The sequence below is a fragment of the Streptomyces sp. NPDC002144 genome, from assembly GCF_053593695.1.
In genome coordinates, this window is the sequence record NZ_JBSFDB010000051.1 from 1 (window position 1) to 13,520 (window position 13,520).

General features: G+C 69.3%; 12 protein-coding genes and 2 pseudogenes. 6 read left to right on the forward strand and 8 right to left on the reverse strand.

Translation table 11 applies throughout. From position 1 onward, the window contains the following. On the forward strand, positions 1 to 441 hold a 441-nt coding region (locus ACWCQ1_RS42770), incomplete at its 5' end, for an RNA-guided endonuclease TnpB family protein (RefSeq protein WP_451028967.1). A gap of 44 nt (positions 442 to 485) precedes the next feature. Further along, a complete protein-coding gene (locus tag ACWCQ1_RS42775; protein ID WP_451028968.1) occupies positions 486 to 1,622 on the forward strand; it encodes a hypothetical protein in 1,137 nt (378 codons plus the stop codon). Between the two features lie 76 nt (positions 1,623 to 1,698). On the opposite strand, the pseudogene ACWCQ1_RS42780 reads toward ACWCQ1_RS42775, so the two are convergent. Together ACWCQ1_RS42780 and ACWCQ1_RS42785 are read right to left on the reverse strand one after the other, a co-directional pair. Then, a pseudogene (locus ACWCQ1_RS42780) lies at positions 1,699 to 2,118 on the reverse strand (SOS response-associated peptidase); the annotation flags it as partial. A 166-nt stretch (positions 2,119 to 2,284) separates the two neighbouring features. Further along, a complete protein-coding gene (locus ACWCQ1_RS42785; RefSeq protein ID WP_358605448.1) occupies positions 2,285 to 2,740 on the reverse strand; it encodes a MarR family winged helix-turn-helix transcriptional regulator in 456 nt (151 codons plus the stop codon). 97 nt (positions 2,741 to 2,837) lie between these two features. Here ACWCQ1_RS42785 and ACWCQ1_RS42790 point away from each other — a divergent pair, with 97 nt between their 5' ends. Together ACWCQ1_RS42790 and ACWCQ1_RS42795 are read left to right on the forward strand one after the other, a co-directional pair. Continuing rightward, positions 2,838 to 3,137, forward strand: coding sequence for an antibiotic biosynthesis monooxygenase (locus ACWCQ1_RS42790; RefSeq protein ID WP_133049229.1), 300 nt, complete (start codon positions 2,838 to 2,840; stop codon positions 3,135 to 3,137). A gap of 17 nt (positions 3,138 to 3,154) precedes the next feature. Beyond that, positions 3,155 to 3,280: pseudogene (locus ACWCQ1_RS42795) on the forward strand (alpha/beta hydrolase); the annotation flags it as partial. An 826-nt stretch (positions 3,281 to 4,106) separates the two neighbouring features. Here the strand turns inward: ACWCQ1_RS42795 and ACWCQ1_RS42800 are convergent. Genes ACWCQ1_RS42800 through ACWCQ1_RS42820 form a run of 5 tightly spaced genes read right to left on the reverse strand, consistent with a single transcriptional unit; the run spans position 4,107 to position 10,969 of the window. Next, positions 4,107 to 5,108 (reverse strand): formylglycine-generating enzyme family protein, encoded by a 1,002-nt coding sequence (locus ACWCQ1_RS42800; protein ID WP_451028969.1) that lies wholly within the window; start codon positions 5,106 to 5,108, stop codon positions 4,107 to 4,109. Beyond that, positions 5,105 to 5,752 (reverse strand): GTP cyclohydrolase II, encoded by a 648-nt coding sequence (locus ACWCQ1_RS42805; RefSeq protein ID WP_358605457.1) that lies wholly within the window; start codon positions 5,750 to 5,752, stop codon positions 5,105 to 5,107. Before ACWCQ1_RS42805 ends, ACWCQ1_RS42800 begins: the two co-directional genes overlap by 4 nt. Further along, positions 5,749 to 7,641 carry a WD40 repeat domain-containing protein gene (locus ACWCQ1_RS42810; protein ID WP_451028970.1) on the reverse strand — a complete coding sequence of 631 codons (1,893 nt, stop codon included), beginning with the start codon at positions 7,639 to 7,641 and terminating at the stop codon, positions 5,749 to 5,751. The genes ACWCQ1_RS42805 and ACWCQ1_RS42810 overlap by 4 nt, the downstream gene beginning before the upstream one ends. Before the next feature lie 19 nt (positions 7,642 to 7,660). Then, on the reverse strand, positions 7,661 to 8,944 hold the full coding sequence (locus ACWCQ1_RS42815) for an MFS transporter (RefSeq protein ID WP_133049233.1): 1,284 nt from the start codon (positions 8,942 to 8,944) through the stop codon (positions 7,661 to 7,663). A 24-nt stretch (positions 8,945 to 8,968) separates the two neighbouring features. Then, positions 8,969 to 10,969: a WD40 repeat domain-containing protein gene (locus ACWCQ1_RS42820; protein ID WP_451028971.1), complete on the reverse strand. Its 2,001-nt coding sequence runs from the start codon at positions 10,967 to 10,969 to the stop codon at positions 8,969 to 8,971. 343 nt (positions 10,970 to 11,312) lie between these two features. On the opposite strand from ACWCQ1_RS42820, the gene ACWCQ1_RS42825 reads away from it, so the two are divergent. Continuing rightward, a complete protein-coding gene (locus tag ACWCQ1_RS42825) occupies positions 11,313 to 12,095 on the forward strand; it encodes a flavin reductase family protein (RefSeq protein ID WP_133049234.1) in 783 nt (260 codons plus the stop codon). Further along, positions 12,092 to 12,985, forward strand: a complete 894-nt coding sequence (locus ACWCQ1_RS42830; RefSeq protein ID WP_451028972.1) for a carbon-nitrogen hydrolase family protein — start codon at positions 12,092 to 12,094, stop codon at positions 12,983 to 12,985. Before ACWCQ1_RS42825 ends, ACWCQ1_RS42830 begins: the two co-directional genes overlap by 4 nt. A gap of 38 nt (positions 12,986 to 13,023) precedes the next feature. Here the strand turns inward: ACWCQ1_RS42830 and ACWCQ1_RS42835 are convergent, their stop codons facing one another. Next, positions 13,024 to 13,176, reverse strand: coding sequence for a hypothetical protein (locus ACWCQ1_RS42835; RefSeq protein WP_165955157.1), 153 nt, complete (start codon positions 13,174 to 13,176; stop codon positions 13,024 to 13,026). Positions 13,177 to 13,520: the final 344 nt, after the last annotated feature.

The window sequence follows — 13,520 nt, forward strand, 5'->3', positions numbered from 1 at the left end:
AGCCAAGCGGTGCATGTGGAGGACCTCGCGGTGTCCGGCCTCGGCCGCACCCGGCTCGCCAAGTCCGTGCACGACGCGGGATGGTCCGCGTTCGTGTCCATGCTGGAGTACAAGGCCATCAAGCACGGCCGCACCTTCGCCAAGGTGGACCGGGCCTTCCCGTCCTCTCAGGTCTGCTCGGCCTGCGGATTCCGGGACGGCCCCAAGCCCCTGCACCTCCGCCAGTGGACGTGCGGCGCATGCGGCACCATGCACGACCGCGACCACAACGCGGCCCGCAACGTCCTGTTCGAGGGACGCCGAATCGTCGCCGCCGGACGGGCGGAGACGCTAAACGCCTGTGGAGCGCCGGTAAGACGGGCACACGTGCCCGCACAGCGCGTGGAAGCAGGAAGCCTCCGGAAGGGTCAGACGACCCAGGCTGGAATCCCTGGACTTTAGGCCAGGGAGCACGTCAACGTTCACCTTCTCCGACGGGCGGGAGAGTGCGCTTCGGCCCCACCTCGGACACCTTCCTCCTCCAGGACGAGGACGGCCGGCTCGTCAGAGTGTGGCACCGCTCGCGTCCCGGACGGACGCTCCCGTTCACGCTCGTCCCACCGCAACGAACAACGGCGTGCACGCAGACCGGTGACCTGCTGGTGTGGGACGGCAGCGAAGAGCGCCGATTGGGCAGCACCGGATCGCTGGCCTCCGTCGCCCGCCTCGGGTGCGGCCGCCGTGACGACGTTGTGCGGCCGCAGGTGTTGCACAGCGACCCGGACCACCTCGTCATCGCCACGCACAAGCGCGTACGCGTCTGGAACCTGCGCACCGGACGGGAAACCCCGTCCATCCCTGCACAGTCCCCCACCTCCGTGTCCAGCACTCCGGACGGCGGCTTCCTTACCGTCGCCGATGAGAGGGCCCTTGCCGTATGGCGTGTCGCCAGCCCCGACAGACCGGTCTTCCGGTACGCACTGAACGGTCGCCGGGCCCGGTCGGTGACGCTCGATCCGCGGCGGAAGACGATCCGATACGTGGAGGGCAGCTTCCTGACGACGCCCGTCATCCGGTCCCTCTACGTCGGTGACGCCCTGAACCACGACTGGCGATCCGACACCGATCACAAAATGCCCTCTGCACCCGACCCTTCCGGCCCGGAAGGCAGCAGAGTCACGGCCGTTCACGCGGCGCCCGGCGACCAAGGCCGGGTGGCGACCGGTGACGACACGGGCTGGGTCACCCTCTGGGACCGCTCGGCGCAGCACCGATTGGGGGTCTTCGACGCTCTGCCTCCAGCCACGGAGGATGCCAAGCCTCAGCCCGTCACCGCGCTCGCCTATTCACCGGACGGCAGCGTCCTGGCCGCCGCCGGAGGCGGCATCATCCGGCTGTGGGACGCCGCGACATCCCGTCCCCTCGGCGCGAGGCTGCTCGCGGCGGGCGATGAAACGGTCTCCTTGGCGTTCAACCGCGCTGGGACGGCCCTCATCGCCGACGGCACCCACACACCACCGCGCGCCTACCCGATCTCGCCGCCATCGGTTGCCGCGTCCGTCTGCGCCCGCGCAGGCAGCGGTCTCAGCCCGGCCGACTGGCAGAAGTACATTCCGGATGTCCCCTACCGGCAGACCTGCTGAGCGCGCGTGCCAGCGATGCCGTTCCCGTACGCGGCGAGACGGCCGAGAACCTGAATCGAAGATCGTTTCGTCTCCCGCGACCGGCCGAGTCGGTGGCTTCGGTGGTGATGATGGTGCGGGTCATCAGCCAGGCAGCCGGGTCGGCGTCCTGTTTGACGGCCGGGTCGCGCCAGAATCCGTACAGCCCGGCGAGGGCCATCACCCGGTCGTCCTCAGGGTGGATGAAGCACGGCTGCTTGGGGACGACCCTTCCGTCCGGGGCCTTGGCCTGCTGCCACCTGTAGAAGCCGTCGGCTGGCAGCAGGCAGCGGCGTCGGGTGAATGCCCGCCGGTAGGCGGGCTTTCGGTGCACCGTCTCGACCCGCGCGTTGATCATCCGGGCGCCGACCTTCACGTCCTTCGCCCACGACGGCACCAGACCCCAGCACAGCGGTCGCAACTGCCGCTCCGTCGGCGCGGCCTCGCCCCGGCCGCGGGATGCGTGCTCGAGGACGGCCGGTCCCGCTCAGCACAAACAACGCAACCCCAGCCCACACACCCCGACCTCGCCGCAACAACCGCTCACCCCGCCTCTCAGCCCATCAGCAACACTCCAGGCCAGCGGCCACCCCGCACACCAACAGACCCCTCCGAACGTCACGTGCGCCACTCACGGTGATCCTTCATTCGTCGGCGATCATGTCCTCGCTGGTGATGGCGCGTAGGGCCTGTATGAAGTCGGCGTAGATGGTGCGGCCGAGCCGGCTTGCATGGCGTGCTTCGATGTCGGCGACGATCTCGTCGGAGATCCGCATCAGCTGCCGACCCCGATCTGTGGGCATGATCAGCTTCGCGCGACGGTCGGCCGGGTCGACGGTGCGGTACACGTAACTGAGCTTCTCCAGCTCGTCGAGGATCGCGGCGATCGTCTGTTTGTTGCGCCCCGCAAGCCGGGCCAGGTCCGCGAGCCGGATGCCGTCCTCGTCCAAATATGCCAGCACCGCGCCGTGCCGGGGTCGTACGTCGTCGAACCCTCGCTGTGCGGCGCGATGGAACAGCTCCGCCTGGAGGCCGAAGAGCAGCCTGGCGGCGAGGACGCCCAGGTCGGGAGAGGCCAGCTTGCGTGCGCTGCGTCCCATGGTGCCATCCTCACGGCTCGATCGAGATAGTCCAATTATTGGACAGTCCATAACTTGGACTGTACTGTGATGCTAAACCGAGCACCAGGAGAGGCTCATGACCACCGTCGAATTGACCCGATTCCGCGTCGAGCCCGACCGCGAAAGCGAACTGCTGCGGGCACGGCCAGCCATGCTCACCGACTTCCGCGCCGACCGCACCGGCTTCCTCGACGCCCGCCTCGTGCAGCTGCCCGACAACCAGTGGCTCGACATCGTGACCTGGAACAGCCCCGAGGACTTCGCCACCTCCCGAGCCAAAGGCGCCAACCTGCCCGGCATCACAGCCTTCTTCGACGCCATCGCCGAAGTAATCAGCTCCGAAGAAGGCATCGCGCACGATGGCGGCGGCCGGTGAGGCGCGCCGCATAGACGACCGGCACGGCGGAGATCCACTGGATCAAGGGCGCGAGCCATGTCGACCTGTACGACAAGCGCGAGTACATCGACCCCGCCATCGACAGACTCGCCGACTTCTTCACCGCTGGCCTCGACAAGTGACCGGCCGCGCGGCAAGGCGGGTGCGGCCGACGCGGACGCGGGCCGAACGGATCCGGGGTTTTTGGCCCCGCATGCGGCCTGCGCTCCGGTCCGCCGGCCCGCGAAGACACGGCCCGCTGACCTGCGGCGTGTCCCTGCACCAAGGTGACCGCGGTGCCTCAGATGAGAGGTTCGGGCCAGACGCCGTCAGGCGGACAGCAGGTAGCGCACGGCCGTCTCTGCCAGATCGGCGGTGAAGGCGTCGTCCTCGACAGGTACAGGCCTGGCGAATCCCGGACCGTAGGCGACACGGATGACCGACGCGGCGAAGGTCTACATAAGGTCGCAGGCGACACCAACCCCCGCGAAGTCCATGAACAACTGGCCCTCATCCAAGACTGACGTGCTGCCGGAAAGGCACGTGCCGGCCATCGGCTGCCCGACCGCCGGGGCGACTCCCGTCGCCACTGCCCGAGACACGAGGGAGGAAGCCGCATGCGAGACACAGGCCACCAACTGATAGCTGAGGCCCTGCGGTGGAGGCATTCGTCCATCTGCGTCATGCACCCGATGCTGCCGCACACCACCGACAAACCCCCCGGGATCTCAGCAGGATCAGAGGCAGCGTGCGGAGCATGACAGTTCGAGCAGCACAAGGACAAGGCAGCCGGGGTGTCCGTCGCCCAGGGTGGGTTTTCAGGGCGGGATCATCACGTACGGGCAGGTCAGCGTGCGGGCCTCCCAGCCGATGTCGAAGACGTGGCCCGTTGCCGTGCCGTCGGCGGCGCGGCCGGGGACCTGGGCACTTCGGCGGCGGTCGCCGGCGCACCACTGTCACCCACGACCGTCACTCGCCCCCGCCGGTCTTCTCCGCGTACAGCGGCCGGCGGCTCGTGGCCAGACGGAAGCCGACGGGGTACAGGGGGCCGGGGAAGGCGCCGTGGCGGCGGCGGGTGCGGGTGAGGTCGCCGAAACGGGTAAAGCTGCCACCCCGGGCCACCCGGTAGGTGTTCATGGTCTCCACCAGGTGGTCCGCCACGAACGGCCCGCCGGGGTAGGGGCGGTAGTCGTCGGCGGTGAACTCCTCGACGTTTCCGGCCATGTCGTACACGCCGAACGGGGAGCGTCCGGCGGGGAAGGCCCCGACGGGAGTGGTGGTGTGGACACCGGTCTCCCGTGTGTTCGCGGCCGCCGGATCGAACGTGTCTCCCCAGGGGAACTCCAGGCCGTCCGGCCCTTTGGCCGCGTGCTCCCACTCGGCCTCCGTGGGCAGCCGCCATGGGTGACCGGTGCGGTCACTGAGCCAGGTCGCGTACGCGTCGGCGTCCTCGGGCTGCACGCCCGCGACGGGGTAGTTGCTCCGGTCGTAGGGGTAGGCGCCCAGGTACCAGGTGGTCGGGCGGCCGGGGTGGCCGCTGTCGGCGAGGAAGTCCCGGTACTCCTCATTCGTGACGGGGTAGCGGCCGATCCAGAAGTCCCGCAGGACCACCGTGTGGGCAGGGGTCTCCTTGTCGATCCAGTCCCGCTCGACACCGACGTGTGCCCAGTGGGCGACGACCGCGTCGACGGCCCCGGCGGGCAGGCCGATGCTCACGGTGCCGCCCGGCACATGGCACGTGGACGGCCGGGCGCCGTCGATGCGGGGATCGCCGGTGAGTGCGAGGATGCCCCCGGCGGCGAGCCGCTGCGCCAACGGCGTTCGCGGGTCCTCCACCCGGGCGGCCAGCTGCTGCGGCGTGAGCGCCGTTAGGGCCTTCGCGTCCTGTGGGGACGGTCGTACGTCGCCGGGGCGGGCCAGGGCGGCGTGCTCCCTGAAGTGGGGCGAGTGCGCGACGTCCTCGAGCCTCATGGGGTGCCTCTCACAGCGATGGTGTGGCCCTGGCGGAGCGCCTTGGCCTCCAGGTAGCGGGTGTTCTCCGCGGTACGGTGGACACCGGTGGGGATGACGTCCGCGACGTCGATGCCGCACTCCCGCAGCTGGGTCACCTTGTGGGGGTTGTTGGTCAGAAGCCGTACGCGGTGCATGCCGAGGGCACCGAGCATCGAGGCGGCGACACCGTAGCTGCGTTCGTCGGCCTCGCGCCCGATGAGCTGGTTGGCCTCGAAGGTGTCCGCCCCCCGGTCCTGGAGCAGGTAGGTGTCGAGTTTGTTGTAGAGACCTATACCGCGACCTTCCTGGCGGAGGTACAGCACCGCTCCTCCGTCCTCGGCGATCCGCCGCAGGGACTCCTCCAGTTGAGGGCCGCAGTCGCAGCGGGCGGAGCCGAGGACGTCTCCGGTGAGGCACTCGCTGTGCAGCCGGACGACCGGGGCGCTCTGGGCGGGTTCGCCGAGGATGATCGCGAGGTGTTCGGCCGCGTCGGGCAGGCCGGAGAAGGTGACCAGTTCGGCGCGCTGTCCTCCGGCCCGGTGGAGGGTGACGCCTACGCGGGCGCGTACGGTGACTTCCGGGACGGTGACGACTGTGGTGGTCCGGGGCTCGGGAATGCTCATACGGCCAGCGCCTCGTCGTGGCGATCGGCCTGGGCGGCGAGGTGTTCGATGCGCCAGTCCCGCCGTATGCCTGGCTCGCCGTCGGGTCCGCGGGCCACGACGACGATCCGCCCGTCCCAGCCCGCGACGGCGATACCGTCGCCGTCCAGCGGTGTCATGCAGGACAGGCCCTGGTCGAACGCGGTCAGCAGGTGCCCGGAGGCGAGGGTCCGTGCGGGGGCGTCCCAGTCGACGCGCCACACGTACAGGCCGAAGTCGTAAGAACCGGCCAGCACGACTGGTGCGTCGGGGTCGCCGAGCAGGCCGACACACTTGACCGACTCGTCGGGTCCGAGGAGCGTCTGGACGGCTTCGACCCGCCGTGTGCCCGGGCCGTCGCCGGTGATCCGGCCCACCTTGACGGTGTGGTCGCGGGAGGCGCTCGCCGCGACCTGGCCGCCGAGGACGGCAACGGCGTTGACCAGGTTGCCGTGCTCCCACAGCGTGTCGCGCCGGTGCAGGTCTCCCGCGGCGACGGTGTTGTCGGTGGCGGCGGACAGGAAGCCCGAGGGCAGCTGGGTGAGTGACTTGACCGAGCCGCCGTGGGCCCGGCGCCGGGCTGTGACGGCCAGTGTGTGCGGGTCGAGGGCGACCAGTTCACCGTTGTATGTGCCGGCGACCAGGGTGTTCCCGTCGAAGCAGAGGGACGGCAGGGGCGCGCCGAGTTGTTCACTGACGATCCGGCGGCCGTTCAGCAGGCCGATCACGTGGCCGGAGTAGGTAGCCGCATAGAGGGCGCCGTCGCGGACGGCGAGGGAGAGGACGGGTCCGTCGGCGACGGCGAGGGCGCGCACCGCGCGGGGCACCTCGCTCTCCTCGCCGTGGAGCGTCGGGCCATCGAGGTCCACGGCGAAGACGGTGCCCGAGTCGCAGCCGACGAACAGGTGCCCGTCGTGTGCGGCCAGGGCGTTGGGGCCGTGGTTGGGTGCGGTGGGGGCGGCGATCTCAGTGGCGCCTTCGAGGTCGTACAGATGGGGGCTGTTCCAGAAGCTGCCGGCTGCGACCAACCCACCGGCGACCGACACGGAGCGGGGCCAGAGCCGGGCGTCCTGCACGCGGTGGGTGCGTTGGCCGTCCGCGCCGAAGAAGTGCAGTGCACCGTCGTAGGCGCCGATGACGAGTGCACCGTCGTCCGGGGACCAGCCGACTGTGCGGGCCGGTGATTCAGAGACCTCCAGCGTGCGCAGCAGCTCCAGCGAGCCGGTGAGCAGGTCGACCGAGCCGTCGTCGCGGGCGACGGCCAGCACCTTGCCGGAGTGTGACCAGGCGCACCCCTCGATGGAGGAGTCGTAGTGACGCACGGCGGTGCCCGAGTCGGTGCCGGGACGGCGTACAGCCACCATTCCGTCCTCGCCGACCGTGGCGACCAGGCCGTCCGGGCTGACGGAGACGGCCATGCAGTGGGCCGTGTGGGAGCCGACCTCGGAGTGGAACGTCCCGGCCAGGGCGTTCCACATGGTGGCCCGGCCGTCCTCGGACACGCAGATGAGGTGCTCGCCGTCGGGCATCCAGTCGACGGAGTTGATGTCGTCGGTGTGCCGGGCGAGGACACTGATCAGGTCAGGTGGGCTTGCGCCGTCGTCGGGTATGCGCCACACCGCGACGGTCTTGTCGGCGGAGCAGGTGGCCAGCAGGTCCGGTAAGGAGGGGTTCCAGGCGCAGGCGTTGACCAGGCGCCGGTGCCGCAGGCGGTGCAGGTGCCTCGGCCGGGCCGGGTCCTGGGTGTCCCAGACAAGTGCGGTTCCGTCGTAGGAGCAGCTCGCCAGGCGTTTTCCGTCGGGGCGCAGCGCGACGTGGGTGACGGGTGCGGCGTGTCCGGTCGGGTTGACGGGCAGGTCGATCGAGCGCATATCGTCCCTTGGTGGTCGGCTACTTGACTGGCATGTCGTCACCGGTGGCGGGGGCCGGGGCGGTGGCTTCTGCGTCGCTCCAATGGGGCCAGAAGCGGAGCAGGCAGAGCAGTGAAAGGCCGGCGGCCAGTCCCAGGAACACCAGGACTGCGATGTCGCCCCATGTCTGCTGCACCACGGGGATCAGAAGCGGGGCGACCAAGATCGGCAGGCCGCTCATGAGGTTGAACAGACCCTCGGCACGGCCGACGACGTCAGGCGGCATGTACTTGACGATGATCATCGCGGTGACGGCCGTCATGGCCGACCGCATGGTGAAGAACGCCACCATGCAGGCCACGAAGACCAGGGTGGAGGGGAGCGCCATGGCGAACAGGGCACCCGTCATGACGGTCGCCGAGAGGGCCAGGACGATCCGGGGGCGCGTGCGGGCCCGGGCTGCGATGTAGACGCTCCCTGCGAGTGCGCCGACGTTGGCGACGGCCTGGGCGGTGCTGACGCTGCTGGGGGACATGTGCCAGTGGTCGCGCAGGTACCAGACCATGAACGACAGGACGCCCACTCCGCCGGCGAAGTGCAGTGGCAGTGAGGTCAGTTGCACGTACAGCACGCGCTTCTCCGCCCGCAGGACCTGCCAGCCGTCGAGGATGTCGCGGATCAGGGCCGGCCGTCGGCCCGGCTCGTCGTCGCCCCGCCGCGGCGCCTTGGCCGGCGGGTGGATGCCCAGCAGCCAGACGGCGATGGGCGCGAGGAAGGTGGCGGCGTTGAACCACAGCAGACCGAGATATCCGACGAGGCCGACTCCAACGGCGACCAGCAGCGGACCGACGATGTTGGAGGTCACGAAGAGACTGCTGAGGACCGCCCGGGACCGGGCGGCGTTGTGCGGGAACATCGTCGCGACGCCGGTGATCCACCCGGTCCGGTACATCTCGCCGCCCAGTTGCACCAGGCCGCCGAGGCAGAACAGCGCCGTGGTGGATGCCTGCCCGGCCAGCACCGCGAGGTTGAGCGCCACCGCCGACGAAAGCTGGAGCAACAGACCGGGGACAACGAAGACGCGCGGTCCCCAGCGGTCCACGACGGCCCCGAGCCACGGGCTTAACAGCAGCATCAACGGGGCCAGGGCGGCGAGGAGCGACATGGTCGTCAGCGAGCCGGTGAGCTCGTAGACGAACAGCGGCAGGCCCACCTTGTAGGCCGCCTCGCCGAGGTTGTTGACGAAGTTGCCGGTGGCGAAGACAACGAAGCGGCGGTCGCGCCAAGGCGCAACGGGGGGATTCCCGTCTGTCTGCTGAGTCATCCGTGCAATCTCTCGGTCCGCGTCTCAGCCCGCCGCGGGGGCGTCGTAGCCAAGGGTGAAGCGGGCGGGCCTGCGTGGCAGCCAGTGGTCCTCCAGCTTGGCGAAGGTGCCCTCCTCTGCGGGTTTGTCCATGCGGTACAGGGAGAGCAGGCCGGTGCGGCAGCCGACGAGGAGATGAGGCCGGCCGTCGCTGTCGCGTACGATGCTCAGCGCCTTGGGGTAGTCCGGCAGGTCCTCCATGAAGCCGACGAACTCGTTGTCCTCGTAGGTGTAGGCGGTCACCTGCATACCGTAGGAACTGGCGCACACCAGGCCGTCGCTCACGGTGGCGTTCTCGGCCGTGTTGGACAGCAGGTCCCCCCATTGGCGGGTGACACCCCGGCCCACGGCGATCTCCTTCAGACCGCCGTCACCGATGACATAGAGGAAGCGGTCCTGCGCCCAGATGCGCTTGGGGTACTCGCCCTGGTCCAGGCGCCACTGCGGTTTTGCCGTGTCATCGCCGAATACGGCGATGACACCGTTACGGGTGGCCAGGACGCGCTCGCCGCCGGGAAGGTACGTGGTGGCCCACACGGGCAGCCCGTCCACACCGAGGACGGTCAGCACCTCGCCGGTGGCGGTGTCCAGTTCCACCGCGCCCGCGTTGCTCGCGACCAGGGCGCGTGTGCCGTCCGGTGAGGCGGCGACGGTGTGCAGAAGTGCCTCGGGCAACCGACGGTCCCACACGACTTCGCCGCCGCGCCGGGCGCGCAGGACGTGCCGGTCGCGGGTGATGGCCAGCCAGCCGCCGTCGAGGGGTGCGACGCGGCGGGTAAAGCCGAGTCCGCTCTCGTGGTCCTCCGTGATGTGCAGCGTCGGTCCGCTTGCCGTCTGGTGCACCTCGGCCACGGCGACGCCGGAGTCGGTGGCGCAGTACAGGACGGCCGGGTCCTCCCGGGAGGGCTGGATGTCCCAGACGGCCTGCCGCCGGAAGCCCATCGCCCGGACGAAGGTGCCGTCCGCGGTGAGCCGGGTGATTTCGCCGTCCTGGCACAGGACGAATACGTCGCCGGCCGGGCTCACGGTTATGTCGCTGAGCTGGTGGGAGAAACCGCTGACGACGCGCTGCACGCGCAGCTCAGGAGTGCTGTTGTCGAAAACGTGCAGTTCGCTGTCGAATCCGCCGGAGTAGGCCCTGCTGAAATCAGGCGAGAATGCCACGAATTCAACATCGTCGCGGGCGAAGAGGTATTCGCCCTGCTTCTCGCCGTCGAGCGATACGACGACAACACCGTTGGCGATGTCGGCATTCTCACCCTCGCCGAAGTCCTGGGTGCACCAGAATCGGTCGTGGCGGCGGTCGTAGCGGACCCGGTGGATATTGCCGTCGTCCAGTTTGACATGGTCGGAGAATTCCAGGTCGGTGAAACTTCCGAACCGGAGATTTCCTTCCTTGTCGGACACGGCGTGTCGTGTCGGATGCTCGGTGCAGGCCCATTCCATTGGGCTGCCTTCGCAGATGTTGGGGCGGATTTCCAGCACGTCGAAGGTCTGCAGGTCGATGACGAGCATCTGCAGGTGGTAGCCGCTCGTGACGAAGACCCTGCCGTCCCACACCCCGATCCCCCGGGAGCTCACCGGGGACGGCTCCTCCCCCTCGATCAGCATCGCCGGATCGCACACGGTCGCGGGGTCGAGGCGGTTGACCAGGTCGAGCGTGTCGAGCGACCAGCGCAGCACGGCCCCCATGCGGTCCTTGCCGATGACCCAGCCGTCGGCGACAGCGAGCCCGTACAACGGCCGCCCCTCACGCACCCGGGGCGACGAACGGACCACGTTGAACTCGTCGTCGAGCAAGTGCACGCGGCCGAAGGAGTCCGAGACGAGAAGCCCTTCGCCCTCGACGTAGAGAATACGCATGGCACGGTCTGTCAGCTTCACGGCGGCTTTCCACATTCCTCGTGTGAGATTTCCTGCCGGACTGGCACGTCCGGTCGACTGCGATAAATCGCAGCCGACCGGACCCTGTGCCTCGCGGGCCATAAGGACAGCGAAGCGATCAGTGAATCACTTGTTGATGCGCACGTTGCGACGGATCGGCTTCTTCATGGGAAAGCACCCCCTTCACGGTCTCCGACATCAAAATTGCACCATCAATCAAAGGAACCCTCGTCCTGGAGTGACAAGGGGCTGACGGTGTGATTCGCATCACGCTCAATTCTTCGTCAACTCATGTTTGAAAGACGCGAGTCAGCTCGTCTCGGGGGTCTCGGAATCGGAGATGACCTGGCCGAAATGCAACGCCGCCGGGCCGCGAACAGGGACTAGAGTTAACGATTTCAAGGGCTCGCCGAGCCGGGTCGAAACAGGCAGTAAGGGGCGGTACGTGTCCCGGGAGATCCCCGACCAGCTGTGGAAGAAAGCGACGAGCACCATCGGCCTCATCACCGTGCGCCACGACCGCGGCGTCAACGTGATGTCCGCCGAGTGGTCCTACTTCGTCAACAAGGACCCGCTGTATGCGGCCGTGGTGCTCAGCCCCCGGGCACAGAGCCGTGAACTGATCACCGAGCGTGGCGAGTTCGGCCTCACGCTGTGCTCCGAGGAGCAGGCCGAGCTGGCCGACTTCGCCGGCAGTTTCTCCCTGAGCGACCTCGACAAGACGAGCTGCGAACTCATCGAGTTCGGCACCCCGCAGGCCACCGGCACCCCTTGGGTCCAAGGCGGCCTGGTCGCCCTGGAGTGCGTACTGCGCGAGACGGTGCCGTTCCCCGTGCACACCATGTTCGTCGCCGAGGTCGTGGCCGCGCACGTGCCCGAGACCGACCGCCGGCCGCTGGTGAAGCACGGACCCATGCACGCGCTCGGTGAGCCCGTGCGGCGCACGGCCGTCGCGGCCGCCGCGCAGGTGCTGCCCGACGGCACGCTGCGCGTGGCGGCCACGGGGCCCGCAGCACCGGGCGCCGACGTCTGGCGCGTGAGTCTGGTGCGCGCCGACGGTACCCGGACCGACCTCGGCGAACACCCGTCGGCCGAGTACGGCGACTTCCTGGCTGATCTGCCGCTCCCCCAGGACACCGCGTCCATCGCCGGAGCGCGGGTCATGGTGGAGCGCGAGGGCGCCAAGCCGGGCTTCGCATGCCTGCCGGAGGGGAGCGCCCGGCCGTGAACAGTACGACCGCCCAGCTGCTCGCCGAGCCGGAACTGCCGCCGGCGCCGCTGCGGTTGGCCGTCGTGCAGACCGCGGCCACGCCCGGGGCCGTCGCGGACAACGCCCGCCGGGCGGCCGGACTGGCCGCAGACGCCACCGCCCGCGGAGCGCGTGTGGTGATCCTGCCCGAACTGCACCTGTGCGCCTACGACCTGCCAACCCTCGCCGCGGCGCCCGCCGACTGCGAGGTGGCCGCGGACGAGTCCGGGGCGATCACGGATAGACGGCTCATGCCACTGGCCGAGGTGGCCGCCCGGACCGGGACGCTGGTGCTGACGGGCGCCGCGATCCGTCGGCCGGACGGGCGGCTGACGAACTCCGTAGTCGCCGCGGAGCCTTCCGGCGCCGTGTCCGCCGTCTACGACAAGCAGCACCTGTGGCATGCGGACGAGGCCCGGTTGTTCACGGCCGGAGAGGCGGGCGCGGCACTGGAGGCCGATGGCTGGCGGCTGGGCCTGTCGATCTGTTACGACATGTCGTTTCCCGAGCACGCCAGGGCGGCCGCGCTGTCCGGCGCGCACGCGTACCTGTGTCTCGGCGCCTTCGCGTCCGGCAACGAGCACCGCGCCGCCGTCTACCTCGCGGCACGGGCCCTGGAGAACACCATCTTCAGCCTGTTCGCCAACCCGGTCGGCGGGCCGGCGGCTCGCCCGACGCGCGGCGGGAGCCTCGTGTACGCGCCGGACGGCACCCTGGCGGCCGAGGCGGGCACCGACAACGAGGCCATGATCCTCGCCGATCTGGACCCGACCCGCATGGCCGAAGTCCGCAGCTTCCTGCACATGCTCGATGAACAGCGCGCCCGATGTGCTCCAGCACTCCCGGAGCTGCCGCACAGTGGCAGGTAGCTCAGCGTGATGTTCCAGTGTCGGGACACAAGTGAGGATCAGCCGGAGGCGTGGGTGATCCCGTAGACGCAGGTGCTCAACGCGAAGCGCACGGGAGCATTCCACGGCCCGCACAGCGCCTTGGGGGGCGCGGCGCGTACGACGGCGTCACGGTCCTCGGCGTTCACATCCCCGGTGGTCAAGATCAGCACCGGAAACTCTTGATTCGGTGACCAAACCTGGCCTGCGCTCCCCTCGGCCTCGAAAACGCCGGGTCAGCCCAGATCGCCTGCAGCCACTGGGCGATCGAGGAGTGCCTCCAGGCCGGGTCCGGCGCCACCGCTGCCGGAGGCCCATCTTTCACGCACCCGCACCAGCCGACCCACCCGAATCAGGCCTTGTTCGCATTCCAACGACTCACGGACGTCTCGGGAACAGCCACTAACCTCCCCTCTTCGGGTGGCACGCTCTCAACTCCTGTCCCCCATAGGTTTCCTGATGCCTCGTCGGGCAACTCGGCGGTCGCAGGCCGGGACGGCCCCGGCCGGGAGGGAGT

Bases quoted from the DNA above. Each gene is read 5' to 3' on its own strand.
- ACWCQ1_RS42785 (WP_358605448.1), bottom strand. From the start codon at position 2,740: ATGGGACGCAGCGCACGCAAGCTGGCCTCTCCCGACCTGGGCGTCCTC.
- ACWCQ1_RS42790 (WP_133049229.1), top strand. From the start codon at position 2,838: ATGACCACCGTCGAATTGACCCGATTCCGCGTCGAGCCCGACCGCGAA.
- ACWCQ1_RS42800 (WP_451028969.1), bottom strand. From the start codon at position 5,108: ATGAGGCTCGAGGACGTCGCGCACTCGCCCCACTTCAGGGAGCACGCC.
- ACWCQ1_RS42805 (WP_358605457.1), bottom strand. From the start codon at position 5,752: ATGAGCATTCCCGAGCCCCGGACCACCACAGTCGTCACCGTCCCGGAA.
- ACWCQ1_RS42810 (WP_451028970.1), bottom strand. From the start codon at position 7,641: ATGCGCTCGATCGACCTGCCCGTCAACCCGACCGGACACGCCGCACCC.
- ACWCQ1_RS42815 (WP_133049233.1), bottom strand. From the start codon at position 8,944: ATGACTCAGCAGACAGACGGGAATCCCCCCGTTGCGCCTTGGCGCGAC.
- ACWCQ1_RS42820 (WP_451028971.1), bottom strand. From the start codon at position 10,969: ATGGCCCGCGAGGCACAGGGTCCGGTCGGCTGCGATTTATCGCAGTCG.